This window comes from Rhizobium leguminosarum (genome assembly GCF_010668065.1).
Lineage (GTDB): Bacteria > Pseudomonadota > Alphaproteobacteria > Rhizobiales > Rhizobiaceae > Rhizobium > Rhizobium leguminosarum_S.
On sequence record NZ_WUEN01000005.1, the window covers coordinates 307,075 to 332,706 of the forward strand.

General features: G+C 59.9%; 25 protein-coding genes and 1 pseudogene. 18 read left to right on the forward strand and 8 right to left on the reverse strand.

Going from position 1 to position 25,632, the window contains the following annotated elements; all coding sequences use genetic code 11:
* Positions 1 to 13 precede the first annotated feature (13 nt).
* Positions 14 to 658 carry an arylesterase gene (locus GR198_RS16715; protein WP_029870905.1) on the forward strand — a complete coding sequence of 215 codons (645 nt, stop codon included), beginning with the start codon at positions 14 to 16 and terminating at the stop codon, positions 656 to 658.
* A gap of 68 nt (positions 659 to 726) precedes the next feature.
* Positions 727 to 1,320 carry an RNA 2',3'-cyclic phosphodiesterase gene (gene thpR / locus GR198_RS16720; RefSeq protein ID WP_029870906.1) on the forward strand — a complete coding sequence of 198 codons (594 nt, stop codon included), beginning with the start codon at positions 727 to 729 and terminating at the stop codon, positions 1,318 to 1,320.
* Here the strand turns inward: thpR and GR198_RS16725 are convergent.
* Positions 1,227 to 1,727, reverse strand: coding sequence for a low molecular weight protein-tyrosine-phosphatase (locus GR198_RS16725; protein ID WP_164048473.1), 501 nt, complete (start codon positions 1,725 to 1,727; stop codon positions 1,227 to 1,229). The genes thpR and GR198_RS16725 overlap by 94 nt on opposite strands.
* Positions 1,728 to 1,762: 35 nt before the next feature.
* On the opposite strand from GR198_RS16725, the gene GR198_RS16730 reads away from it, so the two are divergent.
* Entirely contained in the window at positions 1,763 to 2,068 is a 306-nt protein-coding gene (locus GR198_RS16730) for a 4a-hydroxytetrahydrobiopterin dehydratase (protein WP_012759348.1), read from the forward strand.
* Between the two features lie 80 nt (positions 2,069 to 2,148).
* A complete protein-coding gene (locus GR198_RS16735) occupies positions 2,149 to 2,541 on the forward strand; it encodes a YkvA family protein (protein ID WP_164069271.1) in 393 nt (130 codons plus the stop codon).
* Positions 2,542 to 2,575: 34 nt separating this feature from the next.
* Here the strand turns inward: GR198_RS16735 and GR198_RS16740 are convergent, their stop codons facing one another.
* Positions 2,576 to 3,136, reverse strand: a complete 561-nt coding sequence (locus GR198_RS16740; RefSeq protein WP_164069272.1) for a sigma-70 family RNA polymerase sigma factor — start codon at positions 3,134 to 3,136, stop codon at positions 2,576 to 2,578.
* A 336-nt stretch (positions 3,137 to 3,472) separates the two neighbouring features.
* Between GR198_RS16740 and GR198_RS16745 the strand changes: the two genes are divergently transcribed.
* The 5 genes from GR198_RS16745 (at position 3,473) to GR198_RS16765 (ending at position 8,304) form a co-directional block, all read left to right on the forward strand.
* Positions 3,473 to 3,982: an invasion associated locus B family protein gene (locus tag GR198_RS16745; protein ID WP_003543638.1), complete on the forward strand. Its 510-nt coding sequence runs from the start codon at positions 3,473 to 3,475 to the stop codon at positions 3,980 to 3,982.
* Positions 3,983 to 4,227: 245 nt separating this feature from the next.
* Complete coding sequence (rlmN, locus tag GR198_RS16750) at positions 4,228 to 5,457, forward strand: 23S rRNA (adenine(2503)-C(2))-methyltransferase RlmN (RefSeq protein ID WP_164069273.1); 1,230 nt, start codon at positions 4,228 to 4,230, stop codon at positions 5,455 to 5,457.
* A 93-nt stretch (positions 5,458 to 5,550) separates the two neighbouring features.
* Positions 5,551 to 6,504 carry an ABC transporter substrate-binding protein gene (locus GR198_RS16755; protein WP_164069274.1) on the forward strand — a complete coding sequence of 318 codons (954 nt, stop codon included), beginning with the start codon at positions 5,551 to 5,553 and terminating at the stop codon, positions 6,502 to 6,504.
* 130 nt (positions 6,505 to 6,634) lie between these two features.
* A complete protein-coding gene (locus tag GR198_RS16760) occupies positions 6,635 to 7,513 on the forward strand; it encodes an ABC transporter permease (RefSeq protein WP_017989717.1) in 879 nt (292 codons plus the stop codon).
* Positions 7,510 to 8,304 (forward strand): ABC transporter ATP-binding protein, encoded by a 795-nt coding sequence (locus tag GR198_RS16765; RefSeq protein WP_029870911.1) that lies wholly within the window; start codon positions 7,510 to 7,512, stop codon positions 8,302 to 8,304. Before GR198_RS16760 ends, GR198_RS16765 begins: the two co-directional genes overlap by 4 nt.
* Before the next feature lie 48 nt (positions 8,305 to 8,352).
* Here GR198_RS16765 and GR198_RS16770 read toward each other — a convergent pair whose 3' ends face one another.
* The 3 genes from GR198_RS16770 to GR198_RS16780 all read right to left on the reverse strand — a co-directional run bounded on the left by GR198_RS16770 (position 8,353) and on the right by GR198_RS16780 (position 10,593).
* Entirely contained in the window at positions 8,353 to 8,718 is a 366-nt protein-coding gene (locus tag GR198_RS16770) for a hypothetical protein (RefSeq protein ID WP_164069275.1), read from the reverse strand.
* A 296-nt stretch (positions 8,719 to 9,014) separates the two neighbouring features.
* The gene (locus GR198_RS16775) at positions 9,015 to 9,656 is read right to left on the reverse strand and encodes a LysE family translocator (RefSeq protein WP_017962425.1); all 642 of its coding nucleotides are present in this window, start codon (positions 9,654 to 9,656) and stop codon (positions 9,015 to 9,017) included.
* 85 nt (positions 9,657 to 9,741) lie between these two features.
* Positions 9,742 to 10,593, reverse strand: coding sequence for an SDR family NAD(P)-dependent oxidoreductase (locus tag GR198_RS16780; protein WP_029870913.1), 852 nt, complete (start codon positions 10,591 to 10,593; stop codon positions 9,742 to 9,744).
* A 176-nt stretch (positions 10,594 to 10,769) separates the two neighbouring features.
* On the opposite strand from GR198_RS16780, the gene GR198_RS16785 reads away from it, so the two are divergent.
* From GR198_RS16785 to GR198_RS16795, 3 genes are all read left to right on the forward strand, one after another.
* On the forward strand, positions 10,770 to 11,993 hold the full coding sequence (locus GR198_RS16785; RefSeq protein ID WP_011653876.1) for an argininosuccinate synthase: 1,224 nt from the start codon (positions 10,770 to 10,772) through the stop codon (positions 11,991 to 11,993).
* 588 nt (positions 11,994 to 12,581) lie between these two features.
* The gene (locus tag GR198_RS16790) at positions 12,582 to 14,471 is read left to right on the forward strand and encodes an adenylate/guanylate cyclase domain-containing protein (protein WP_164025382.1); all 1,890 of its coding nucleotides are present in this window, start codon (positions 12,582 to 12,584) and stop codon (positions 14,469 to 14,471) included.
* 332 nt (positions 14,472 to 14,803) lie between these two features.
* Entirely contained in the window at positions 14,804 to 15,913 is a 1,110-nt protein-coding gene (locus GR198_RS16795) for a sulfite oxidase (protein ID WP_204337143.1), read from the forward strand.
* A gap of 307 nt (positions 15,914 to 16,220) precedes the next feature.
* Here GR198_RS16795 and GR198_RS16810 read toward each other — a convergent pair whose 3' ends face one another.
* The gene (locus GR198_RS16810) at positions 16,221 to 17,378 is read right to left on the reverse strand and encodes an acyl-CoA dehydrogenase family protein (protein ID WP_164069276.1); all 1,158 of its coding nucleotides are present in this window, start codon (positions 17,376 to 17,378) and stop codon (positions 16,221 to 16,223) included.
* 165 nt (positions 17,379 to 17,543) lie between these two features.
* Between GR198_RS16810 and GR198_RS16815 the strand changes: the two genes are divergently transcribed.
* The gene (locus GR198_RS16815; protein WP_164069277.1) at positions 17,544 to 18,236 is read left to right on the forward strand and encodes a winged helix-turn-helix transcriptional regulator; all 693 of its coding nucleotides are present in this window, start codon (positions 17,544 to 17,546) and stop codon (positions 18,234 to 18,236) included.
* Positions 18,237 to 18,411: 175 nt separating this feature from the next.
* Here GR198_RS16815 and GR198_RS16820 read toward each other — a convergent pair.
* Positions 18,412 to 18,552: pseudogene (locus GR198_RS16820) on the reverse strand (integrase); the annotation flags it as partial.
* A 157-nt stretch (positions 18,553 to 18,709) separates the two neighbouring features.
* On the opposite strand from GR198_RS16820, the gene GR198_RS16825 reads away from it, so the two are divergent.
* A complete protein-coding gene (locus tag GR198_RS16825; protein WP_024320406.1) occupies positions 18,710 to 19,351 on the forward strand; it encodes a LysE family translocator in 642 nt (213 codons plus the stop codon).
* A 61-nt stretch (positions 19,352 to 19,412) separates the two neighbouring features.
* Here the strand turns inward: GR198_RS16825 and GR198_RS16830 are convergent, their stop codons facing one another.
* Complete coding sequence (locus GR198_RS16830) at positions 19,413 to 19,844, reverse strand: hypothetical protein (RefSeq protein WP_163876080.1); 432 nt, start codon at positions 19,842 to 19,844, stop codon at positions 19,413 to 19,415.
* A gap of 229 nt (positions 19,845 to 20,073) precedes the next feature.
* On the opposite strand from GR198_RS16830, the gene GR198_RS16835 reads away from it, so the two are divergent.
* The 4 genes from GR198_RS16835 to ppa all read left to right on the forward strand — a co-directional run bounded on the left by GR198_RS16835 (position 20,074) and on the right by ppa (position 25,628).
* Complete coding sequence (locus GR198_RS16835) at positions 20,074 to 22,161, forward strand: M3 family metallopeptidase (RefSeq protein ID WP_164069278.1); 2,088 nt, start codon at positions 20,074 to 20,076, stop codon at positions 22,159 to 22,161.
* Between the two features lie 157 nt (positions 22,162 to 22,318).
* The gene (gene typA / locus GR198_RS16840) at positions 22,319 to 24,139 is read left to right on the forward strand and encodes a translational GTPase TypA (RefSeq protein WP_012759331.1); all 1,821 of its coding nucleotides are present in this window, start codon (positions 22,319 to 22,321) and stop codon (positions 24,137 to 24,139) included.
* A gap of 247 nt (positions 24,140 to 24,386) precedes the next feature.
* Positions 24,387 to 24,893, forward strand: coding sequence for a GNAT family N-acetyltransferase (locus tag GR198_RS16845; protein ID WP_003543622.1), 507 nt, complete (start codon positions 24,387 to 24,389; stop codon positions 24,891 to 24,893).
* Between the two features lie 201 nt (positions 24,894 to 25,094).
* Entirely contained in the window at positions 25,095 to 25,628 is a 534-nt protein-coding gene (gene ppa, locus GR198_RS16850; protein ID WP_012759330.1) for an inorganic diphosphatase, read from the forward strand.
* Positions 25,629 to 25,632: the final 4 nt, after the last annotated feature.

The following is a 25,632-nucleotide window of genomic DNA, read 5'->3' on the forward strand; positions in this document are numbered from 1 at the left end:
TAGGGAAGCTGGAATGAGATTTAAAGTTGCCGCCCTTCAATTCACCGTCATCGCTGTCTCGCTGATCCTTGCCACTGCAGCCAATGCCCGGACGATTAATCTCGTCGGTTTCGGGGACAGTTTGATGGCGGGCTATCAGTTGCCGCCCGGCGACGGCTTTCCGGAAAAGCTGCAGGCGGCCCTGAAAGCGAAGGGCCTCGACGTCGCCATCGCCAATGCCGGGGTCTCCGGCGACACGACGACAGGGGGCCTTGCGCGCATCGACTGGTCGGTACCCGACGGCACCGATGGGGTCATTCTCGAGCTTGGCGCCAATGATGCGTTGCGCGGCATCCCGCCAGAGGAGAGCGCGAAGAATCTCGATCAGATGATTATCCGGCTAAAGGAGCGAGGGATTGCCGTGCTGCTCGCCGGTATCATAGCGCCGCCGAACATGGGAGCGGATTATGCCGCACGATTCAACCCGATCTACCAGAACCTCTCGGAAAAACATGGGCTTCCACTCTATGCCTTCTTCCTCGACGGCGTCGCGCTGGAGGCTGGGTTGAAGCTTGACGACGGCATGCATCCAAATACGAAAGGTGTCGACGTCATGGTCGAAAAGATGGAGCCTGCTGTCACAAATTTCGTCGAAACGATTTCTTCTGTGAAGAAATAGGGGCTTGCGCGGTTATTGATTGCATGATTCCGTGTGAGCACCTGCAAAAGATTCGGGGAGTGCTCGTGATGCCGAGACTGTTTACCGCCCTCGAAATTCCGCGCAATGCGGCGATGAGTCTTTCATTGCTGCGCGGTGGCCTCCCCGGAGCACGATGGATCGATGTGGAGAATTACCACATCACCCTGCGCTTCATCGGTGATGTCGACGGCCGCACGGCCGATGAAATCGTTGAACGCCTCGACCGGATCGACCGGCCGGAATTCCAGTTCCGGCTGGAAGGCATCGGTTCCTTCGGCTCGAAGAAACCGCATTCGGTCTGGGCCGGCGTCTCGCAATCGCCTGAAATGTATGCCCTGCAGGGCGAGATCGAGCGGATCTGCCAGCGCATCGGGCTGCCGCCGGATCCCCGCAAATTCATGCCGCATGTGACGCTGGCGCGGCTGAAATCCTCGCGGCTCGACGATGTCGTGCAATATCTGGCCGGACGCGGCAACTTCCACACAACAACCTTCACCGCACCGCGCTTCGTGCTGCTTTCGTCGCGCGAATCGGTCGGCGGCGGGCCTTACCTCACCGAGGAAGTGTTCCCGCTGCATGAGGCACGCTCGACGCCCAGCGTTTCGAGCAGCCTGCAGCAGCCGGTCAAGAGCCTGGTGTAGACCAGCTCGAAACCTTCAGGGCCGCCATAATAGGGATCGGGAATATCCTCTCCCGTTCCCAGCGCGGTATCACCGAAAAGGCGGATATTCGCCCCATGCGGCGCGCTCTTTTCGAGTGCCGCCAGGTTGTCACGGTCCATGGCGAGGATCAGATCGAAATCCCTGAAATCCCTCGGCTGAATGCGCCGGGCGCGCTGCCCCGATATGTCGATGCCGTGATTTTTCGCGGTGGCGATCGAACGCCGGTCGGGCGGATCGCCTTCATGCCAGCCGCCAGTGCCGGCGGAAGCGATCGTAAAATCGCCGGTCAAGCCGGCCTCCGCGACGAGATGGCCAAAAATTCCCTCCGCGAGTGGAGAACGGCATATATTGCCCATGCAAACGAAAAGGATGCTGATGCGTTTCATCGGTGAACCTGTCGGACAGAGAAGAGGAGCATGGCATGAAAATGGAAAAACTGGAACGGACGGCGGTTGAGGCTGAGCTGACCGAGCTTTCGGGCTGGGCGCTCAATGATGCGGGTTCGTCGATATCGAAGACGTTCAAGTTCGCAAATTTCGTCGAGGCTTTCGGCTTCATGACGCAGGCAGCACTTGCGGCCGAGAAGCTCAACCACCATCCCGAATGGTTCAACGTCTATTCCAGGGTGGATGTGACGCTGAACACGCATGATGCCGGCGGGCTGACAGAGCTGGATTTCAAGCTCGCCAAAGCCATGGAGAAGGCTGCGGCGCGACGTGTTGCTTGAAAGCGGGACCGATTGAAAGGGGCCGATTGAAAGACTGGGCGCCGTCACCATATGTTCGCATGGACAAAAGGGATGCAGGGATGGACGAGGTCAAATTCGGGGAAATCCTGTTGCCGGGCGACGAGGACACCCAGAGCCGGCGCGAGAAGACCGTCAGGCAGAAATTCTGGCCGACTTTCCGACGGGCGGTGCGGCAGATCCCGTTCTCGCGCGATGTCGTCGCCGGTTTCTATTGCGCGCTCGATCCGCAGACGCCGACGACGGTGCGCGGCGTGCTGCTTGCCGCACTCGCCTATTTCGTCATGCCGGTCGACATGATCCCGGATATTTTTGCCGTCATCGGCTTTTCCGACGACATCGCCGTGCTTTCGGCGGCCTTCGCCATGGTGCGCGGCCACATCCGGCCGGGCCATTACGAAGCGGCCGACCGCGTTCTCGCCGATCGGCCGGAAGAAGCGATGAAGACGATCTAAAGCGCGTCCGCTACACACTTTTGGGCGACATGCGTCAGGCGATTTCGCGTTCCAGCACCTTGCGGAGCTTGCCGAAGGCAAGCCGGATACGCGACTTCACCGTGCCGAGCGGCAACCCAGTCGATTCGGCGATCTCCGAATGCGATTGACCGAGGAAGAAGGCGGCGCGCAGCATGTCGCGCTGTTCCTCCGGCAATTGGCCGACGGCGGCGCGTATCTTGGCGTCGCGATCGTCATTGGCGATAATTTCTTCCGCGCCGATATCGGCCGGCGGCTGCAGGGCCGGATCGGTCTCATCGAAGATGCGGGTATTGGCGCGGCGTTGCATGTCGATGCGGCGGTTGCGGGCAATGCGGAAAAGCCAAGTCGAAAGTGAAGATCGCGTGGCATCATAGAGGTCTGCCTTGTGCCAAAGCACGATCATGATCTCCTGAACCAGTTCCTCGGCCTCGCCTGATGTCATCCTCTGGCGCATCAGCCAGGCCTTCAGGCGGGGTGCGAAATAGTCGAACAGGATGGAAAAGGCCTGCTGGTCGCGATCGTCCGCGACGGCCTTCGCGAGGGCAGCGAAACGCTGTCTTTCCTCGGCATCCATATCTCCTCACCAGCCCCCTACGGCAATAATTTCGTCTCGGATTTCCAAGTCTTACTGAGGTACAACGGATTTGGGAAAGGTCAAACTCTTGCCTGAATCTTTGTGTCTTAAATTCAGCCGAACGGACGGCCAGTGCCATTGGGGCACGGTGTCGCGGTCGATACCGTCAAAGGGGCGAAAATTGACACTCGAGCTGAAATGACACAGGCACATACAAATCGCAGCTATCGTTGACCATTTGGTAACCTGAATTAAGTCAAAATAAAGCAGATCGTGATTATGCGGCGCCCGCTATGATCGCTTCGGGCCTTGAATCGCAAGAACCGGCAGGAATCCATGTTTGTAAAAAGTATCGTATCCGCTCTCGCACTCACCCTTGTTATGGCCGGAGTTGCGACAGCGCAGCAGGCCGCGCCGAACCGCATCCAGCAGTTCCAGGCATGGGGCGCTTACTCCTACAAGTCGGGCAGCAGCACCGTCTGCTATGTGCTGTCCGTTCCGACGGCAAAGCAGCCGGCAAGCGTCGACCACGGCGATAATTTCTTCATCGTCTCCCAGCGGCCGGGCCAGAACATCTCCTACGAGCCGCAGGCGATGATGGGCTACACGGTCAAGGAAAATTCGAAGATCAACGTCGTCATCGACAACAAGACCTTCGTAATGTTCACCAAGGACAAGGCCGGCTGGGTCGAGAATGCTGCCCAGGAGCCGGCCCTCGTCGCCGCGATGAAGACCGGTCATTCGATGACGGTCAATGCCGTTTCGCGCAAGGGCACCGGCACCTCCTACAGCTATTCGCTCTCGGGTATCTCGGCTGCGCTGAAGCAGATCGAAACCTGCAAGTAAGCTTTTTTGTTCTCAGAGCTTCGAGGGCCGGCCTTGCGCCGGCTCTTGTCGTTTCCATCTATAGTGACGCGCGGGCAAAATGATGCTAAAGGCCGCGCAACAGCGGACAGATCGCGATATCAGTCGCCGTTCCGCCATTCAATTTCTGCCAGTGTCCCGTCATGCACCCGCCAGTCTTCCGGCTTAGCCCTGAAGTTCGCAGGGTTTGCGGGGCGGTTACGTGTTCGAATTCGGGATGAAAGACTATGTCCGTCATGGATGCGATTGATGTCATCACGCCTCAGGCGCCTCGTGCCGCTTCCGGCGTCGAGAAGCCGTCCCTGATCGGGCTGTCGCGCGAGGAGATGGGGGCGGCACTCCGGGAAAAGGGTGTGGCCGAGAAGCAGATCAAGATGCGCGTCTCGCAGCTCTGGAACTGGATCTATGTGCGAGGGGTCTCCGACTTCGACCATATGACGAATGTCGCCAAAGACATGCGGGAGATGCTGAAGCAGCATTTCACCATCGCACGTCCCGAGATCGTCGAGGAGCAGGTCTCCAACGACGGCACGCGCAAATGGCTGCTGCGCTTTCCGCCGCGGGGCGCCGGGCGTCCCGTCGAGATCGAGGCCGTCTACATTCCGGAAGAGGGCCGCGGCACGCTCTGTCTTTCCAGCCAGGTCGGCTGCACGCTCACCTGTTCCTTCTGTCATACCGGGACACAGCGTCTGGTGCGCAACCTGACGGCGGAGGAAATTCTTTCGCAGCTGCTGCTTGCTCGCGACCGGCTTGGCGACTTCCCGGACCGTGAAGCGCCGCAGGGTACGATCATGCCTGCCGAGGGCCGCAAGGTCAGCAACATCGTCATGATGGGCATGGGTGAGCCGCTTTATAACTTCGATGCCGTCAAGCAGGCATTGCTGATCGCCACGGATGGTGACGGCCTGTCGCTGTCCAGGCGCCGCGTGACGCTTTCCACTTCCGGCGTTGTGCCGGAGATCTTCCGCACCGGCGAGGAAATCGGCATCATGCTGGCGATTTCGCTGCATGCGGTGCGCGACGATCTGCGCGACCTTCTGGTGCCGATCAACAAGAAGTATCCGCTGAAGGAGCTGATCGAGGCCTGCCGGTCCTATCCAGGCCTTTCGAACGCGCGGCGCATCACCTTCGAATATGTGATGCTGAAGGATGTCAACGACAGCCTGGAAGACGCCAAGGGGCTGATCAAGCTCCTGAAGGGCGTGCCGGCGAAGATCAACCTCATTCCGTTCAATCCCTGGCCCGGCACCAATTATCAGTGTTCCGACTGGGAGCAGATCGAGAAATTTGCCGATTTCATCAATTCGGCAGGCTATGCCTCGCCGATCCGCACGCCGCGCGGCCGCGACATCCTTGCCGCCTGCGGCCAGCTGAAATCGGAATCCGAACGCATGCGCAAGACCGAACGTCTGGCCTTCGAAGCGATGATGATCGCCAATCACGGCGCCGACGACTGATCAGCAAGTTTGATCCTCGCTACAATTCTCCGCGATTGATTTCAGGGGGCGCTTTTCCTAAAAGTGCCCCCAAAATCATTCAGGAGGATCCCCATGCGCCCGATTTTGCTCGCTCTTGCCGCTACTTTGGCCCTTTCCCTGCCCGCAAAGGCCGATGACGTCACCGTCGCCGTGACGGCGATCGTCGAACATCCGGCGCTCGATGCGGCGCGCAGGGGCGTTCTCGATGCGCTGACGGCCGCCGGCTACAAGGAAGGCGAGAATCTGAAATTCGTGTTCGAATCGGCGCAGGGCAATCCGGCGACGGCAGCCCAGATCGCCCGCCAGTTCGCCGGTGACGAGCCCAATGTCATCGTGCCGATCTCGACACCCTCGGCCCAGGCCGTCGTCTCCTCGACGCGCGACATTCCTGTCGTCTTCACGGCCGTGTCCGATCCGCTCGGCGCCCAGCTCGTCAAGAACATGGACAAGCCCGGCGGCAATGTCACCGGCCTCTCCGATATGTCGCCGGTCGCCGAGCACCTCGCGCTGATCAAGGAAATCCTGCCCGATGTGAAAACCATCGGCTATCTCTACAATTCCGGCGAGGCGAATTCCGTTTCGCTGCTCGCCGTGTTGAAGGTTGAAGCCGAAAAGGCTGGCCTGAAGGTAGTCGAATCGGCTGCCACCAAATCGGCAGAGGTCCAGGGTGCGACACGCGCGCTCGTCGGCCGCGCCGATGTGATCTACATTCCGACCGACAACACCATCATCTCCGCGCTTGAAGGCGCTGTCGCGGTTGCCGAAGAGAGCAAGCTGCCGCTCTTTACCGCCGATACGGATTCGGTTTCGCGCGGTTCGATCGCCGCCCTCGGCTTCAACTATTATGACGTCGGCAAGCAGACCGGCGAGATCGTCGTTCGTGTGCTGAAGGGCGAGAACCCGGGCGACATCGCCGTCAAGACTGCCGCCGGCAGCGACCTCGTCGTCAACAAGGCGGCCGCCGAGAAGATGGGGGTCACCCTGCCGCAGAGCGTGCTTTCCCGCGCTACCAAAGTCATCGAATAAACAAGGCGACTGCCGTCGCTGATCGAGTTTGCAGCCGCTCCCGTTCCACACGGGGGCGGCTGATGGTATTAAAAGCCTGATGTTTCGCGCAGGGCGCGGAGCGGAAACGGACAGAAGAGGGGCGGAAGCCTTGAGCCAAATCGCATTCTGGGGGGCCGTCGAACTCGGACTGGTCTATTCCTTCGTCGCCCTTGGGGTCTATCTCGCCTTCCGTGTTCTGGATTTCCCCGACCTGACGGTCGATGGCTCCTTTCCGCTTGGCGCGGCGGTGACGGCCGTGCTGATCATTGCCGGTGTCAATGCCTGGCTTGCAGCGCTGATCGCCATGGCGGCCGGTGCCGCCGCAGGCATGGTGACGGCGCTGCTCAACGTGCGCTTCAAGATCCTCAATTTGCTCGCCTCGATCCTGACGATGATCGCGCTGTTTTCCGTCAATCTGCGCGTGATGGGCAAACCCAATGTCGCGCTTATCAATGCCGACACGATGATCAGCCCGTTCTTCGGCCATGGCCTTCGCGATTTCTACGTGCGGCCGCTCTTCGTCGGTGTTCTCGTCGTCATCGCGCTCATCCTGGTCTGGCGTTTCCTCGAGAGTGATGCCGGGCTGGCAATGCGGGCGACCGGCGCCAATGCGAGGATGGCGCGGGCCCAGGGTGTCGATACCAGCCGGCAGATCTATCTCGGCATGGCGATCTCCAATGCGCTGGTGGCGCTCGGCGGCGCGCTATTTGCTCAGACGAACGGCTTTGCCGACGTCACCTCGGGCGTCGGCACGATCGTCGTCGGTCTGGCGGCCGTCATCATCGGCGAGACGCTGCTTGGGCGGCGCGGTCTGCTGATCGCGCTTGTTGGATGCGTGCTCGGCTCGATCCTCTATCGCATCGCGATCCAGCTGGCGCTTTCGAGCGACGTCATCGGCCTGCAGGCGTCCGACCTCAATTTCGTCACCGCCGTGCTGGTGACCGTGGCGCTCATCCTTCCCCGTTTGCGCGGAGGTGCCGCGTCGTGATCAACCTCAAAAACATCAAGGTCGTCTTTGGGCGTGGTACGCCGCTGCAGAAGCAGGCGCTCTCGGGCGTCAGCCTGACGATCGAGGAAGGCTCCTTCGTTACCGTCATCGGCTCGAATGGCGCTGGCAAATCGACGCTGCTTGGCGTGCTCGCCGGCGATGTTCTGGCCAGCGAAGGACAGGTGCTGATCGGCAATACAGACGTCACGCGCAAGACGACGGCGGCGCGCGCCGGGCTGGTCGCCCGCGTCTTTCAGGACCCGTTGACCGGAAGCTGCGGTGCCTTGTCGATCGAGGAGAACCTGGCGCTTGCGGCACGCCGCGGCGAACGGCGGGGGCTCGTTTCGGCGCTTGGCGCAAAACGGCGCGACCATTTCCGCGCGAGGATCGCCGAGCTCAATCTCGGGCTGGAGAACCGCATGAAGGACCGCATGGACCTGCTCTCCGGCGGGCAGCGGCAGGCGGTCTCGCTGGTCATGGCGACGCTGGCGGGCTCGGAAGTGCTGCTGCTCGACGAACATACGGCGGCGCTTGACCCCGGCATGGCGGAATTCATCATGGGTCTGACCCAGAAGATCGTTTCCGAGCGCAAGCTGACGACGCTGATGGTGACGCATTCGATGCGCCAGGCGCTCGATTATGGCCACCGGACGGTGATGCTGCATGGCGGCGAGATCGTACTCGATGTCGCCGGCGACAGCCGCAAGACGTTGCAGGTCGAGGATCTGATCGCAATGTTCCGCAAGATGCGCGGCCAGACGCTGGATGACGATGCGTTGCTGATCGGTTAGCGGGCAGCTGATCGTTTCACGACTCCTCAGAAGCCAGGGGGATCGTCATCAAGAGCAGACTTCCACCAGCACGCGATGGCCGTACTGGTTGAGCCATTCCGGCTGGCACTGTTCCGGGTAATAGTCGTCATCGCCGAAGAACAGACGATTTCTATCATGGAAGGCGAAACGGCCGTCGCGGTGTCCGCCAAAATGGCTGGCTCCGCCGAAATGATTCGCTCCGAAGCCGCGATCGGCGAAATTGCCGCCGCCCATATGCGCACCACCGCCGAAGTGGCCGCCGTCCCGCGAGAAACCGCCACCGCCATGGTCTCCGCCGCCGTGAGCCAAGGCAGGTGTTGTCGCTGTAAGGGAGGTGGCGGCAAACGTCAGCGCAACAACTCCTGCTGTTATGATATTGCGGAACGTAAACATGGACTTATCCTTTCAAGGCAGCTCTTCGTGAGCCGTAAAGGATATGTGGGCAGCGAAGGTGGCGTGGCCTAGCCACAATTGCCGACTTACGATCATATGTTGATCACAAGTAATCGCGCGAAAGGCATGGAATAATTTTGGAAGACGACGAAATTCGCGGTCACTGCCTGTTCCGGCATGGCGTCTCGCGAATATTGTTGTAGTTGGCGGCGGATCGTTTCACGACCGCGGGCGGATCGATCAACCGACCGCGGGCGGATCGATATGCCGACCGCTGGATTGCTGCGCAACCGCGGCTATCTCGCCTGGGTGAGCAGGATCTTTGCGGCGAAGATCGAGAAGACGCCGGCGAAGGTGTAATCCATGCCGCGCAGCACTTTCTTGTTGTTCTGCAGCCATGAGGCCAGCCAGTCGGCGGCAAAGACGACGCTGGCGTTGACCGGCATGCCGATCAGGATGAAGCAGAAGCCGAGGAAAAGCAGCTTTTGGGTGACGGCCGGATCGCCGGCGCTGACGAATTGCGGCAGGAAGGTCATGAAGAAGATGATGACCTTGGGGTTCAGAAGATTGACCCAGAAGCCCGACGAGATGTTCGAAAGCGCCGTGCCCTTCTGCTCCTCGACCTTGGCGACGGTGAGCTTCGAACCGAAGCGGATCGCCTGCACCGCCAGCCAGAGCAGATAAGCGGCACCGCCGGTCTTCAGGATCAGGAAGGCGGTCGGCGAGGCGGTGATCAGCGCCGAAATGCCAAAAGCGACCAGCATGGTGTGGACGACGATGCCGAGGCTGGTGCCGACGACAACGAAGAGCGCCGCCTTCTTGCCCTGGGCCAGCGCGCGGCTGATCGACAGCGTCATATCGGGGCCTGGGGTCGCCGCAAGCAGCAGCGTCGCGGCGGCAAAGGCGAGAAGGGTCGGCAGGCTCGGCAGGAAATCCATGACACACTCTGAAAGCCGGAAAGGATCTGGGGATCTCTTACCCGGCTTTCGGAAAATTACCAATCAAACCTTCTGATGGCGCCGATTACTTCTGTTCGAGGAACGCCTTGAACTTGTCGGCATAATCCTTGTGCCAGCGTGACAGCGGCGGCCGGTTCTCGACGATATCGCCGGCTGCCCAGAGCATACGGCGCTCGTCGACCGGACGCGCCACGTCATTGTCGGGGCAGAGAATATAGAAATCGCCGCGTTCGAGGCTCTCGACCATGAAATCGACCGTCTGCTCGGCGGTCCAGGCAGCGGCCGGTTTTTCGGCGCGGTCGCCCTTGGTGAGGCCGGTGAAGACGAAGCCTGGGATCAGAAGATGGGCGGAGATCTTTCCGCCTTCGGTGTTGCGAAGCTCGTGCTGCAGCGCTTCGGTGAAGACTTTCACGCCTGATTTGGAGATGTTGTAGGCGGGGTTGCCGGGCGGCGTGGTGATGCCCTGTTTGGAGCCGGTGTTGATGATCAGGCCCGGCTCGCCATGCGACAGCATCTTCGGGCCGAAGGTACGCGTGCCGTTGATCACACCCATCAGGTTGACGGCGAAGATATTGTCCCAGTTCGTCTGCGGGCTGAAGATCGAGGTTTCCGGACCGATGCCGGCATTGTTCATCAGCACGTGCACACGGCCGAAACGCTGGAGCACCGCGCGTTCGAGCGCTTCCAGCGAGTCTCTGCTGGCGACGTCGGTCTCGACCGCCATCACATTTTCCTCGCCGGCAATGGCCTTGAGTTCATTGGCGGCGTCGGCCAGCCGATCGCCGCCGAGATCGGCAATGCCGACGCTCATGCCGCGTCCGGCGAAATATTTCGCCGCGGCAAGACCGATGCCGGAGGCGCCGCCGGTGATGACGGCAACATTGGATTTCTTGAAAATGTCTTGAATATTCGTCACGGGGCAGCCTCTCCTCGAGCATTTGCGGACGCTGGCGAATATGGGCTCCGCTTTCGCCCTGTCAAACGCTATCGGCACCATCACCGTCGCACTTGGCCTTGCGTCACGCGCCAATCTCGCTAAAAGTGCCGCGACACCGGGTTTTGCCGGCCTTTTATGCAACGGACCTCATCATCATGGCATCATACAAAGACGTGAAGAAAGTCGTTCTCGCCTATTCCGGCGGACTCGACACCTCGATCATCCTGAAGTGGCTGCAGACGGAACTCGGCGCCGAAGTCGTCACCTTCACCGCCGATCTCGGCCAGGGCGAAGAGCTGGAGCCGGCGCGCAAGAAGGCCGAGATGCTCGGCATCAAGGAGATCTACATCGAGGATGTGCGCGAAGAATTCGTGCGCGATTTCGTCTTCCCGATGTTCCGTGCCAATGCCGTCTATGAGGGCGTCTACCTGCTCGGCACCTCGATCGCCCGTCCGTTGATTTCCAAACATCTGATCGATATCGCCAAGAAGACCGGCGCCGATGCGATCGCCCACGGCGCGACCGGCAAGGGTAACGACCAGGTCCGTTTCGAACTATCCGCCTATGCCCTGAACCCCGACATCAAGATCATCGCGCCCTGGCGCGACTGGGCGTTCAAGAGCCGCACCGATCTGCTGGCCTTTGCCGAACAGCATCAGATCCCTGTTGCCAAGGACAAGATGGGCGAGGCGCCGTTCTCCGTCGACGCCAACCTTCTGCATTCCTCTTCCGAAGGCAAGGTTCTCGAAGACCCCTCCCAGGAGGCGCCTGAATATGTGCATATGCGCACCATTTCGCCTGAGGCCGCACCCGACAAGGCAACGACCATCAAGGTCGGCTTCGAAAAGGGTGATGCGGTTTCGATCAACGGCGTGCGCATGAGCCCGGCGACGCTGCTGGCTGCGCTCAACAATTACGGCCGCGACAACGGCATCGGCCGTCTCGACCTCGTCGAGAACCGCTTTGTCGGCATGAAGTCGCGCGGCGTCTACGAGACCCCCGGCGGCACCATCCTGCTTACGGCGCACCGCGCCATCGAATCGATCACGCTCGACCGCGGTGCCGCCCATCTCAAGGACGACATCATGCCGCGTTACGCCGAGCTGATCTATTACGGCTTCTGGTTCTCGCCGGAGCGCGAGATGCTGCAGGCGCTGATCGACAAGAGCCAGGAGCATGTCGAAGGCGAAGTGACGCTGAAGCTCTACAAGGGCAATGTCATGGTCATCGGCCGCGAAAGCGACAAGTCGCTCTATTCCGACAAGCTCGTCACCTTCGAGGACGATCAGGGCGCCTACGACCAGAAGGATGCGGCCGGCTTCATCAAGCTCAATGCGTTGCGCCTGCGCACGCTCGCCAAGCGCAACCTCGTGAAATAATCACGGTTCGCCTTCGAACCGGATATGAGCCCGCCGGCATCGCCGCGCGGGCTTTTTCGTGGAGTGTGGTGGCAAACGCCACCACACTCTAGAGCGTTCTGGATGGCCGGATTGCAACAACAACGGACATCGGCTCGGCTTGGATAGACGACCGCTACGGCCCCCGATAGCCGACCGTCCGCGGCGAGGACGCCCGACACAAAAAACGGACGTTAGAGTTCTTGCCGCCAAGTTTAGGGTTTGGCCCAAATCGGACGGCGTTTTATAAATTATGAAGGCCCGCAATGACATAACGGGAGGCAAGTTCGAATATCGCGAAACTTGCGGAAATGGACTTAGTCTAAAGCTAGGTTATGCGCCGCTTCGCCGCCCACACCGGACAGTGGGGCTGCGTTCGACGCCGGTCCTCACATTGCTGCGGTAGGCACACGAACAATCGGGTTCAGATGGGCATTCCACACCGAGGGACTGCCTGCGGCGTTCAGTGGAAGTGTTGGATGAAACGCGGGTTCCCCTGAAGCGCTGTTGAGGTCGGTCGTTTCATTTAAGTGCGACCAGTCCTATAATAGGGCGGGTGAGGCCGAACCAATGGACCGCAAGCTTTCCGCCATCCTCGCTGCTGATGTCGTGGGCTATTCCGCGCTGATGGAGCGCGACGAGGCTGGTACATTCGAGCGCCTTCGTGCGGGACGCAAGGAACTGTTTGAGCCGGATATTGCTCGCCATCACGGCCAGATTTTCAAGCTGATGGGCGACGGGATGCTCGCCGAATTTGGCAGCGTGGTGGACGCGGTGGAATGCGCCGTCTCGCTGCAGCGCGGGCTGGCGGAACGGAATGCCGCCGTTCCCGAGGACCAGCGGATCAGGGTCAGGATCGGGATCAATCTCGGCGAGGTGATCGTTGAGGGCGAGGACCGGTATGGCGAGGGCGTCAACGTCGCGGCCAGGCTTCAGCAGTTGGCAGACCCTGGCGGCATCTGTGTCTCGGGAAAGGTCGCCAGGGAGGTTGAGAAGAAGCTGGCTTTCGGTTTCGAGCCGATGGGCGAGCAGAAGGTGAAGAATATCGCCGAACCGGTACAGGCCTTCCGCGTCCTCCTTGAGGGACAAGCCCCACGCCAACCAGGGCGGTCATCGCCTCCGCGCTGGGTTTGGGCAGCAGCAGCCGTGCCAGTCCTTATTCTGGTCTTGGCCGGGACGGTCTGGCAATTCTGGCCGACCGCGACAGTAAGCGGCAAACCGTCGGTAGCTGTGCTGCCGTTCGACAACTATGGCGGCGACGAGGCGACCGGACGTCTCGCCGATGGCCTCACTGAGGACATCATCACCGATCTGGCGGGGTTTCCTGAATTCCACGTGATCGCCCGTAACTCGACTGAACAATACCGGGACAAACCAGCCGTGCCGAGTGAAGTGGGTAAGGCGCTCGGTGCGGGATTTGTGGTCGAGGGTTCCATCCAGCGTCAGTCTGACCGCGTTAGAATTACGGCGCAGCTCATCGACGCCAAAACGGGCAAGCATCTTTGGACGCAGCGCTGGGACCGGCCGGACGAGAATTTGTTCGCAATCCAGATTGAAATTTCCGAGCAGATTTCGAACCGCCTCGGCGGCGGCGCAGGTTTGGTCCAGGAGGCAGGCCGCATCACCGCCCACCGAAAGCCACCCGAGAATCTCAACGCCTACGAACTTTATCTGCTCGGCACCGAAAAACTCGAGCAAGTCAATCAGGCGGATGTCGAAGAGGCCGTCAGGCTGCTCACCCGCGCGGTCGAACTGGACCCCGGCCTTGCCCGCGCCTGGGTCGAACTTAGCCATTCCCATGGTGTCTTGATCGGTTTTGGGGTTGAAGCCGACAAGAACCGGGCTCTGTCTGCCGAGGCTGCCGAGCGCGCGGTCCAGCTCGACCCGAGCGATGCCGAAGCGCATGCTGTTTATGCCATGATTTTAGGCGATAGAGGCGAATTCGAACGCGCCAAGGCAGAGTTCGATACCGCGCTGCGCCTCGCTCCCGGCCAGTTCGAAGTTCTGACTTTCTATATCGATGGGGCCACGACCTTCGGCGAGCCAGAGCGCACCGCGGAACTGGTCGACAAGGCGGTCAGTCTCAACCCCGGTTTCCCGATGTGGAGTGCCAGGATTTTCACTCATGCCTATTTCATGGCGGGCCGGTATGAGGATGCCCTGCGGATGCTGGACCGCTTGACGCCGGAAAACTATGGAAGGAAACACTGGGTTATGCGTTCGGGCGCGCTTGCGGCTCTTGGCCGAACTGAAGAGGCGAAGGTCTCGGTAACGGACGCACTCAGGCGGTTTCCCAATTTGACCGTCGAGGGATTTGTCAATATTCCCGGATTCAACGAAGCGGAGCGCCAGCGGTTGGTCGAAACCATGCAGCTCGTCGGCTTTCCTGATTGCGCCAAAGCGGAAGAGTTCACGAAGCTAAAGAAGCCGTTGCGCCTGCCGGAGTGTGCTTCGCCGTAATCGCGTTGGCGAGCAGCCACAGATGACAAACGCTTCGAAGGGTCCGAGACGCGACCTTCGTTTCACCGACCGCGAAAGCCCAGATGCGGCGCTCGTCGCTCGTCGCTCGTTCGGGTCGGCGAGACGTATGTCTGGAAATGGGCGCAAAGCGGTCAAGACCGCCGTCGGCCCCTTTGCTGCCGTTCGAGGTCGATCCGAGGAACGTGCGGTATGTGCTAGAATGCGGCCCGAAGGCGGAATGCGACAGACGCACTGCGAGGGGTGGTGTGATCGTACCGGAATTCGCGCGACCGAGAGCCGACGTTGTGCTCTTGAAAGGGGAGACGAGGACGATGCCGACACCACAGCAACCCAGTCTAATAGTTCGACAGAAATCCCCACAGAACATCGAGTTTCCGTTTGCGTCGCTCTCCGATTGGCTGATCCCAACCGAGCTGTTCTTCGTGCGAAACCATTTCCCGTCGCCGGACCTCGATGCGCGAGACTGGAGATTGCGCGTTGGCGGGGCGGTGGAGCGGCCGATCGAACTTGACCTCGACAGCATCAAGGCGATGCGGAGCACGACTTTCACCGCCGTCGTCGAATGTGCAGGGAACGGGCGCGTCTACTATGAGCCGCCGAAGGAGGGGTTGCAGTGGCAGAACGGAGCCGTCGGCAATGCCGCGTGGACAGGTGTTCTGCTGCGCGAGATTTTGGAAATGGCAGGCGTTAAGCGCACCGCACGTGAGGTTCTGCTCGCAGGCGCCGACAGCGGCGTCGTCGACACGAACAAGAAAACGGCTTCTCCCGGCCCCATCGCTTTTGCGCGCAGTTTACCGCTTGAGAAGGCCATCGCTGACAGCACGATCCTTGCCTATTCGATGAACGAGGAGCCGTTGACGCGCGATCACGGCTACCCGCTACGCGCGGTCGTGGGTGGCTGGTTCGGCATGGCTTGGGTCAAGTGGATCACGCATATCACGGTTGTGGAGCAACCGTTCCTTGGCTACTGGCAGGCGCGCGACTATTTCCGTTGGGAGCGCAGCCTCGGGGAACCCAGGCTGGTCCCCCTTGCGGAGATGGAGGTCAAAGCGCAGATCGCGCGTCCCGTACAGGGGGCGCGTCTCATCGCCGGCCAACCGTACCGGATTTTCGGAGCCGCCTGGAGTGGAGAGTCTGTTATCCGGCAGGTGCAGGTCTGCACCGGAGATGGCAAGGGCTGGCGCGAGGGAAGGCTCCTCGAAACAGAACGTCCCTTTGCATGGCGCTTGTGGGAGTACATGTGGACCCCTGAAAAAGTGGGGCGATATATGCTGCGATGTCGCGCGATCGATGGGGCGGGGTGCGTGCAGCCCGACCTCCAGCGTTCCGACTGCGAGAGCTATGCGGCCAATTGGATCGTTCCGGTGGAGGTTACGGTCGTTCCCGAGCCACAGAGGTACGAGGAGGAATTCGTGATCTAGAGCCTTTCCGGGTTAGATTGAAGCATTCTGTTGGCTCAAACGGAGTCGGATGGTCGACCGGCTGGCGCGCGTCGTAGCCAAGCTCTACGGCCAAGCCGGCCGGTCGATCAGCCGGCCCGTTTCAGCCAACCCGAAGGGCCGGGCATCTTTGCGCCAGGATCAAAGGCGATCGGCTCGGACGTACCAAGGGGTATGCCCTTCGCCAATCGCCTTTGCCCTGACGAAAACCTGCTCCGGCAGAATGCTTCAATCTAACCCGGAAAGGCTCTAGCCCATGATTCCGCGGAGTTCGTCGTTGCGCCAGGCGCTAGAAAATCTTCTCGGTCGGAAGTCCGAGCGCGAATGAACCCGCGTATTGCGCCTGGGCTCCAGGCTGCATCGGATGATAGCGAGCGCCCTGTATGTCACGGAAGCAGCGCTCCAGCCCGTTCTCTCGATAGAATGCCGCGCCGCCTGCGACCTCCATTGCAAGCTCCGTCACCTCGATAGCATGCCGTGCGACCAAGGAACGGCCGATCATAACCTCGTTGACGGTTTCCGCGGACGGTTCGTTTCGAGCAACTACCTCTAACATCCAGCGATGCGCGATCTGTCCGGCCCTCAGAGACGTTTCCATGCGCCCGACCAACCCGATCACATGATCGCTGTTGGCCTTGCTACGGACCATCTTGACTGCGATGTCGCGGGCGCTCTCGGCGACGCCAAGATAGACCGCGTAGATCAGAGGAAACGCGATCATGCCGATGACTTGAAATACTGGATGCCATTGCCCCGCGCTTCTGGAAAATGCGACACTCGCATCCGGCACGAAGAGGTTTTCGATGATGATATCGTTTGACCCGGTTCCCCTCATTCCAAGTGTTCGCCACGTATCCTCTATCGAAACCTCTGGCGATGCCATCGGAACGCCGAAATGAATGACGGAACGCGCGCCGTCCTGTTCTTCATAAACGGCACCGGTCATCAGGATGTTTCCTGCCGCCGCGCCGGAAGTGAAGCGTTTACGCGCGGTGATCCGGTATCCGCCATCAACTTTCATGGCCTTGCCCGATCCGCCGATCCAGTCCGATCCGCCGCTCGAGAGCAATATGATTTGCTCCGATGCAACACGTCTCAGGAGCGGCTCCACCGCGGCCACCTTTTGATGCCGCCAGCGCCAGGCGGGGATGGCGACTTGATGGGTATGCATGGAAAAGGCAAGCGCAGTGGACCCACATGCACGAGCAATGGATTTGAGCATCTCAGAAAGTTCGGGCACTTCCGCGCCCAGCCCGCCCAATTCGATTGGAACGCCTGCCCGCACGAGTCCAGATTCCTTTAGAAGCGCGTAATTCTCGCCGACGAAGGTGTTGCTCTCGTCGATCGATGCGGCGCGTTGCGCGATGGTGGGCAGGACCGAATTGGTTAGTTCGACAATGGTCCGACCGCCGGCAAGGTTCTGTTTTGGTTCTGTAAGCCCGAGCATATCAATGCCTCCTATCTCGTGAGGATTGAGACTCTGCGCTCGTTTCACAATTGCGGCTAGTACACGAACTGTACTGAACGCCGCCGCCGTATGGCCAGGCAAGGAGCATTTGGCGGACCGGTTGTTTTGCAATATTGTGCCTGATCCAGACCGGTGGAGGTCCTTATGGTAGAGCGTGACGGCTACGGGCAATTCTGTCCAGTATCAATGGCGTCGGAAATCCTCTGCTCGCGGTGGACGACCTTGATCGTCCGCGAATTCCTTTGCGGATCGACGCGCTTTAATGAGTTGCGTCGCGGTCTACCAAAAATGTCTCCGGCACTCCTATCAAAACGACTGAAAGAACTGGAACAATCGGGCGTCATCACGGTGACAAGGAGTGCGAACGGCATTACCGATTACCAACTCACGGCAGCGGGCGAAGAATTGAGACCTCTGATCATAGGTCTCGGAAATTGGGCTCAACGGTGGATGGAATCGCGACTTTCCTTGAAGAATCTCGACCCTTCTCTGCTCATGTGGGACATGCGGCGGAGCCTCGATACAAGAAGACTTCCGACCCGCCGTTGTACGATACAGTTTCTGTACCCGGAACTTTCGGCCGCGCAAAAGAGCTGGTGGCTTGTGGTCGAAAACGGAAAAGTCGATCTCTGCAATTTCGATCCGGGCTATGATGTAGACCTTATCGTTGAAGGGTCGCTCCGTTCGATGACCGCAATTTGGATGGGCCTCACGACCATACGTCAGGAAACCGATGCAGAAACGCTGAAACTTGACGGGGACAGGGTCCTCGCGCGCGACATGCAGGAATGGCTCGGTCTTAGTGTATTTGCCAAAACCCCCCGGATGAGGGCTTGAACCATCGAAGGCGAGTGGTTCTGACGGATACAGCCCAGCAACGAAGACCCGTCACCCAGCCGGAAAATTGGCACGCACTCCTGCAGAAGCCGATGCCCGCTCTTGGCGCATAGCCGCTCAATCGAACTGCTAAAACCGGAAACGTTTTCCCTAAGAGGCACGGCCCCGCACTCTGTCAAATCTCTGTATGCTCCGCTAGTTCCAACGCATCCTCGATGTCCACACCAAGATACCTGACCGTGTTCTCGATCTTGGTATGTCCGAGCAGGATCTGGATTGCTCGAAGATTGCCCGTCGCTTTGTAGATCATCGCGGCAGCCGCATCCTTCAACAACGAACAGATGTCCGCCTCGGGCTTGAAAGCCGCCTCCGGTAGCGCTTGCTACCTGATCCCACTCTCCATAGCCGTGCACCACCCTTGACGGATGGCCGTGATCGCTTAGTCTGCCGTCATCATCCTCCGGAGCATTTCCATGACGCAGTCTTTGCTCTTCGGCGCCTTTCTGGCGGCGCTCTTTTATGTGCTCATTCCGGGACCCGCCTTCCTGCAGCTGCTCGGCATCGGCGCCGGGCAGGGGCGCAAGGCCGGCGCCTTCTTCATGATGGGGCATCTGGTCGGCGATCTCATCTGGTCGTCGCTGGCGCTGATCGCGATCGTCGGCGCAAAGACGATCGGAACCTTCGTCTTCGACCTGCTCGGCCTTGCCTGTGGTTTCTACCTCGCCTGGATCGGTTGGAGCGCCGTCAATGCCAAGCCGAAAGCGGAAGGGCAGGCGCTTGTTGTGGTCGAGCGGCCGTTTCGTCGCGGTCTGATCTTCGGCGTCACCAATCCGAAGGGGTATCCGGTGGCGCTCGCCACCTTCACCGCACTGGTTGCAGGCTCGGCCGGCGCGCTCGATTTCGAGGCGTTGCCGGTGCTGCTCGGCGTGTCGTTCGTCGGTTTCGTGACGGCCGACATCATCCTGATCGGTATCATCGGCGCCGGTACGGTGCGGCGCTTCTATCGCGCCCATGAGCGATTGATCGTGCGCTGCTCCGGTGTGCTTTTCATGGGATTTGCCGCCCAGGCGCTCTGGCACGCAACGCCCGGCCTGCTCGGCTGGCGCAAGGCCTGATTAAAGCGCGTCGTGCCCGAGACATGCGACGCGCTTGTCTTTTATTTATGCATGCGTGAGGTCAGGCATTCAGGAAGCTGACGATCGATTTCAGCGTCTGGACCTCATCAGAATCGCCGATCGACATGGCGATCTGCAGCTGGTTCTGGTAATAATCGAGGAAATTGAAGCTGGTGCCGTCGGTGACGCTGGAGAGATCGATGATGTTGCCGAGCGGATCGATCGCATGCATCGGCAGCGGTTCGGAGATCGCGGCGTAGGTGTTTTGATCGATCAGGCCACTGTCGAAACCCTGGCGTGCGTAATTGCGCAACTCTCCGGGGCTGACCGCGGTGAAATCCGGGCCTTCGCCAACATCGTCTTCGATCTGGAACGAGGCCGGGGCGGGAGCTCTGGTCTCGATTTGAATATCAGAGGTCTTCGAACTTTTTGCGTTATTAGGATTGTTTTTAAAAAGCAAACTCTGAGAAGACCGCACAGAAAAAATTTCCATGGCGCATGTCCCCTTACAAGAAGATCACCTGGAAACTAGCGCTTGCGCGTGATTCGCGTCAATCGTTAACGATTGGTTAATTTTCACGTATCAATTGTTGTCCACCGGATTTGGCAGGCGCCCGCCGGATTTGCCAGGCGAGGCAAAAGGTCCTTCCCGGCAACATACCAATTCTATGACGGCTCTCCTATATTGCCGATTCACTTGCATGCCAAAAAGGAATTCTCCGATGTCTTCTCCACATGATTTCAATCCGGCGCTGGTGACCTGGGACGGTCTTCACGGTCTGCCGCGTTTCGATGCCTTGAACGACGGCGATTTCGCTGCTGCCTTCGACGCCGCACTTGCCGCGCATGAAAGGGAGATCGACGAGATCGCCGAAAACGGCGATGCGCCGACATTCGACAATACGGTCGTGGCGCTGGAGATTGCCGGCGACGCACTGTCGCGCGTTTCGTCGCTGTTCTGGAACAAGGCAGGTGCCCATACCAATGATGTGATCCAGGCGCTGGAGCGGGAGATCTCGCCGAAGATGTCGCGCCATTATTCGAAGATCGGGATGAATGCCGCGCTTTTTGCCCGCATCGACACGCTCTGGGAGAGCCGCGACAGCCTTGGGCTGACGCTCGAACAGACACGCGTGCTGGAACGCCACTGGAAAGGCTTCGTCAAATCGGGCGCCAAGCTTGAAAAGGCCGAGCAGGAAAAACTCGCCACGATCAATGAAAAGCTTGCCGGACTCGGCACGCAATTCGGCCAGAACGTGCTGGCCGACGAAAAGGCCTGGGCACTGGTCCTTTCGGACAGCGCCGAGCTCGAGGGCCTGCCGGAATTCCTTCGCGACGCGATGGCGGCAGCAGCGCGCGAACGGGGTGAAGAGGGCAAATATGCGGTGACACTGTCGCGCTCGATCATCGAGCCGTTCCTCACCTTCTCGGAGCGCCGCGATCTGCGCGAGCAGGCTTTCAAGGCGTGGGTGGCGCGCGGCGAAAATGCCGGAGAGACGGACAATCGCGCCGTCATCAAGGAAACGCTGGCGCTGCGCCATCAGGTGGCGACGCTGCTTGGCTACGGCAATTTCGCCGAGCTGAAACTCGACAACACGATGGCGAAGACGGCGGATGCGGTGAACGGCCTGCTGAGGGCTGTCTGGGCACGGGCGGTGAAACGCGCCGGCGAGGAGGAGATCGATATCGCGGCACTGATTGCCGAGGAAGGCCGGAACCACGAGGTGATGCCCTGGGACTGGCGCCACTATGCCGAAAAGATCCGCGCACGGAAGTTCGATTTCTCCGAGGCCGAGCTCAAGCCTTATCTGCAGCTCGAGAAGATCATCGAAGCCTGCTTCGACGTGGCCGGCCGGCTGTTCGGCATCCGGGCCGTCGAGAAGAAGGGCGTGGCCGCCTATCACCCTGACGTCAGGGTGTTCGAAATCAGGGACCGCGAGGACAAGCTCGTCGCGCTCTTCCTCGGCGACTATTTCGCCCGCAGCTCGAAACGATCAGGCGCCTGGATGAGCTCGCTGCAATCGCAGCACAAGCTGCAGCTGAAGAACGGCCGCCACGGTGAATTGCCGATCATCTATAATGTCTGCAACTTCGCCAAGCCGGCGGAAGGCAAGCCGGCGCTGCTGTCGCTCGACGATGCCCGCACGCTATTCCACGAATTCGGCCATGCGCTGCACGGCATGCTTTCGAACGTCACCTATCCCTCGGTTGCGGGCACCGGCGTCTCGCGCGATTTCGTCGAGCTGCCGTCGCAGCTTTATGAGCACTGGCTGACGGTGCCCGATATTCTGAAGCGCTATGCCGTTCATGTCGAAACCGGCGAGCCGATGCCGCAGGCCCTGCTCGACAAGGTGCTTGCCGCCCGCACCTTCAATGCCGGCTTCAATACCGTCGAGTTCACCTCGTCGGCGCTGGTCGACATGGCGTTTCACACGAGAACGGCCGTCGAGGACCCGATGGCGGTGCAGGGCGAGGTGCTTGCCGAGATCGGCATGCCGAAGTCGATCGTCATGCGCCATGCGACGCCGCACTTCCAGCACATCTTCTCCGGCGGCTATTCGGCCGGCTATTACTCCTACATGTGGTCGGAGGTGCTCGACGCCGACGCCTTTGCCGCCTTCGAGGAGACGGGAGACGCCTTCAACGGCGAAATGGCGCGCAAGCTCAAGGAGAATATCTATTCCGTCGGCGGTTCGGTCGATCCGGAGGACGCCTACAAGGCCTTCCGCGGCAAGCTTCCGAGCCCGGATGCGATGCTTGTCAAAAAGGGACTTTCGACCTTCGAGGAATTGACAGGCAGCGACGCCTAAGACAATTTGATGACACGCTATGATGCGGCGGGGCGACAGCCTTGCCGCAGCTTTTGCGCGTTCCCCCCTTTCGCAAACGCAAAAAAAACTGTATGGACGCCCCAAACTAATAGGCGCGTCCTCTAGAGCGTGCGCCCCAGCCTCAGAGATTTCACATATGTCACTTCGCAATATCGCGATCATCGCGCACGTTGACCATGGCAAAACGACCCTGGTGGATGAGCTTCTCAAGCAGTCCGGCTCGTTCCGCGAAAATCAGCGTGTCGCTGAACGCGTGATGGACTCGAACGATCTCGAAAAAGAACGCGGCATCACCATTCTCGCCAAGGCGACCTCGGTGGAATGGAAGGGTGTCCGCATCAACATCGTCGACACCCCCGGCCACGCCGACTTTGGCGGTGAGGTCGAGCGCATTCTCTCGATGGTGGATGGCGCGATCGTTCTCGTCGACTCCTCTGAAGGCCCGATGCCGCAGACCAAGTTCGTTGTCTCCAAGGCGTTGAAGGTCGGTCTTCGTCCGATCGTCGCGATCAACAAGATCGACCGTCCTGATGGCCGCCACGAAGAAGTCATCAACGAAGTCTTCGATCTTTTCGCCAATCTCGACGCGACCGACGAGCAGCTCGACTTCCCGATCCTCTACGGTTCGGGCCGCGACGGCTGGATGAATGTCAATCCGGAAGGTCCGAAGGATCAGGGTCTTACGCCGCTTCTCGACCTGGTGCTCAAGCATGTTCCGGAGCCGACCGTCCACGAAGGTCCGTTCACGATGATCGGCACGATCCTCGAAGCCAACCCCTTCCTCGGCCGCATCATCACCGGTCGTATCAATTCCGGTTCCATCAAGCCGAACCAGGCCGTGAAGGTTCTCCACGCCGACGGCAAGACGATCGAAACCGGCCGTATTTCCAAGATCCTCGCCTTCCGCGGCATCGAGCGCACGGCAATCGACGAAGCGCATCAGGGCGATATTATCGCGATTGCCGGCCTTTCCAAGGGCACGGTCGCCGACACCTTCTGCGATCCTTCGATCACAATACCGCTGCCGGCGCAGCCGATCGATCCGCCGACCGTCACCATGTCCTTCATCGTCAACGATAGCCCGCTGGCCGGCACCGAAGGCGACAAGGTGACGAGCCGCGTCATCCGCGACCGTCTCTTCAAGGAAGCGGAAGGCAACGTCGCCCTGAAGATCGAAGAAGCCGAAGGCAAGGATTCGTTCTACGTGTCCGGCCGCGGCGAACTTCAGCTCGCTGTTCTCATCGAAACCATGCGTCGCGAAGGCTTCGAGCTTGCCGTGTCGCGTCCGCGCGTCGTGATGCACAAGGATGAAAACGGCCAGCTTCTTGAGCCGGTCGAAGAAGTCGTCGTCGACGTCGACGAAGAACATTCCGGTGTCGTCGTGCAGAAGATGTCCGAGCGTAAGGCCGAAATGGTCGAGTTGCGTCCGTCGGGCGGCAACCGTCTCCGCCTGCGTTTCTACGCACCGACCCGTGGCCTGATCGGCTACCAGTCGGAGCTGCTGACGGATACGCGCGGCACGGCGATCATGAACCGCCTGTTCCACGACTATCAGCCCTACAAGGGTGTGATCGGCGGCCGCGTCAACGGCGTGCTGCTCGCTAACGCTCCCGGCGAAGCCGTCGCCTATGCGATGTTCAACTTGGAAGATCGCGGCCCGATGATCATCGAGCCGGGCGAAAAGGTCTATGCCGGCATGATCATCGGCATCCATTCGCGCGACAACGACCTTGAAGTCAACGTCCTGAAGGGCAAGCAGCTCACCAACATCCGTGCTGCCGGCAAGGACGAAGCGGTGAAGCTGACACCGCCGATCCGCATGACGCTTGATCGCGCGCTCTCCTGGATCCAGGATGACGAGCTGATGGAAGTGACACCGAAGAATATTCGTCTGCGCAAGATGTATCTCGACGCAAACGATCGCAAGCGTTTCGAAAAGACGAAGGCGGCTCTCTGAGCGCCATTCAAAGTGCTGCAGCGTCTTGGGTCTCTCGAAAAGAGGCGCGGCGCTGGAGAGAAATCCTTCAAAACCCCGGCCTTCGCGCCGGGGTTTTTTATTGTGCGCCGCGTCGATTCCGTCTTGTGACAATCGTTAAAAAAGCGTTAACTTTTGATCGTCGTCCACATATCAAGTCTGTGGGCAAGCGATCACAATGCCTCTGTGCATATGGTTAGTTGCCTTCGGCGGGACCAGAGTAAACGTTATGAAGACGTTGTCGATCGATGTCCGGCGGGCCGAGCCGCAAGATGCCCGAGCCATATCGGAAACACACAGGCTTGCCTGGCAACACACTTATGCGGGCATCATTCCGCATCGCGCGCTGACGCAGATGATCGAGCGGCGCGGCGAAAGCTGGTGGCGCAAGGCAACGCGCGGACCGGCGACGCTGCTGGTTCTCGATGTTGCCGGGACAGTCGCCGGCTACGCGACGCTCGGCCTCAACCGGGCCCGCGCTCTGCCGCAGGAAGGCGAGATTTACGAGCTTTATCTTCGGCCCGAGTATCAGGGCATCGGTCTTGGCAGGATGCTGTTCGGCGAGGCGCGCCGTCTCTTGAAGTCGCTCGGCTGCAACGGGCTGGTCGTCTGGTGCCTCGAGGATAATGAGACCGCCAGCCACTTCTACCGCAATCATGGCGGCGTCGATTTCTGCGAAGGCATGGAAAGTTTCGACCACAGGCAATTGAAGAAGATCGGCTTCATCTGGAGCTGAACGGCCATTCAAGGTGCCACAGTGCCCTCGGCGTCTGAAAAGACGCGGCGGCGCCGGAGTCGGCGGTCGCCTATCTCCTATTAGAAACTTTTGATGTGAATGTGGCCCGGTGCAGTCAAGCATTGGCGCTGTGCGATGTTGCGTTGCCACATGAAACTGATTATCTGGCTGCCAGCACATTCAACCTCGCGGGAGCTTCTTATGCGCATCGACGCCATTGCAATCGGTAATAATCCACCTGAGGACGTCAACGTTATCGTCGAGGTTCCAGTCGGCGGTCATCCCATCAAGTATGAGATGGACAAGGAAGCCGGCACGCTGGTGGTCGATCGTTTCCTCTATACGCCGATGACCTATCCGGGCAATTATGGTTTCGTGCCGCACACGCTGTCGGAAGACGGCGACCCGATCGACGTCCTGATCGCCAGCACTCGCCCGCTGGTTCCCGGCTGCGTCATCAATGTGCGCCCGATCGGCGTCCTGAAGATGGAAGACAATTCCGGCAAGGACGAGAAGATCATCGCCGTGCCGTCGCCGAAGCTGACGCTGCGCTATGAGAAGGTGAAGGACTACACCGATCTTCCCGAGATCACGCTGAAGCAGATCGAGCATTTCTTCGAGCACTACAAGGATCTGGAACCCGGCAAGTGGGTGAAGATCTTCGGCTGGGGCGACTCCAAGGAAGCAGGCGAACTCATCCTCGAAGCCGTCGAGCGCGCCAAGAAGAAAGGCTGATCGC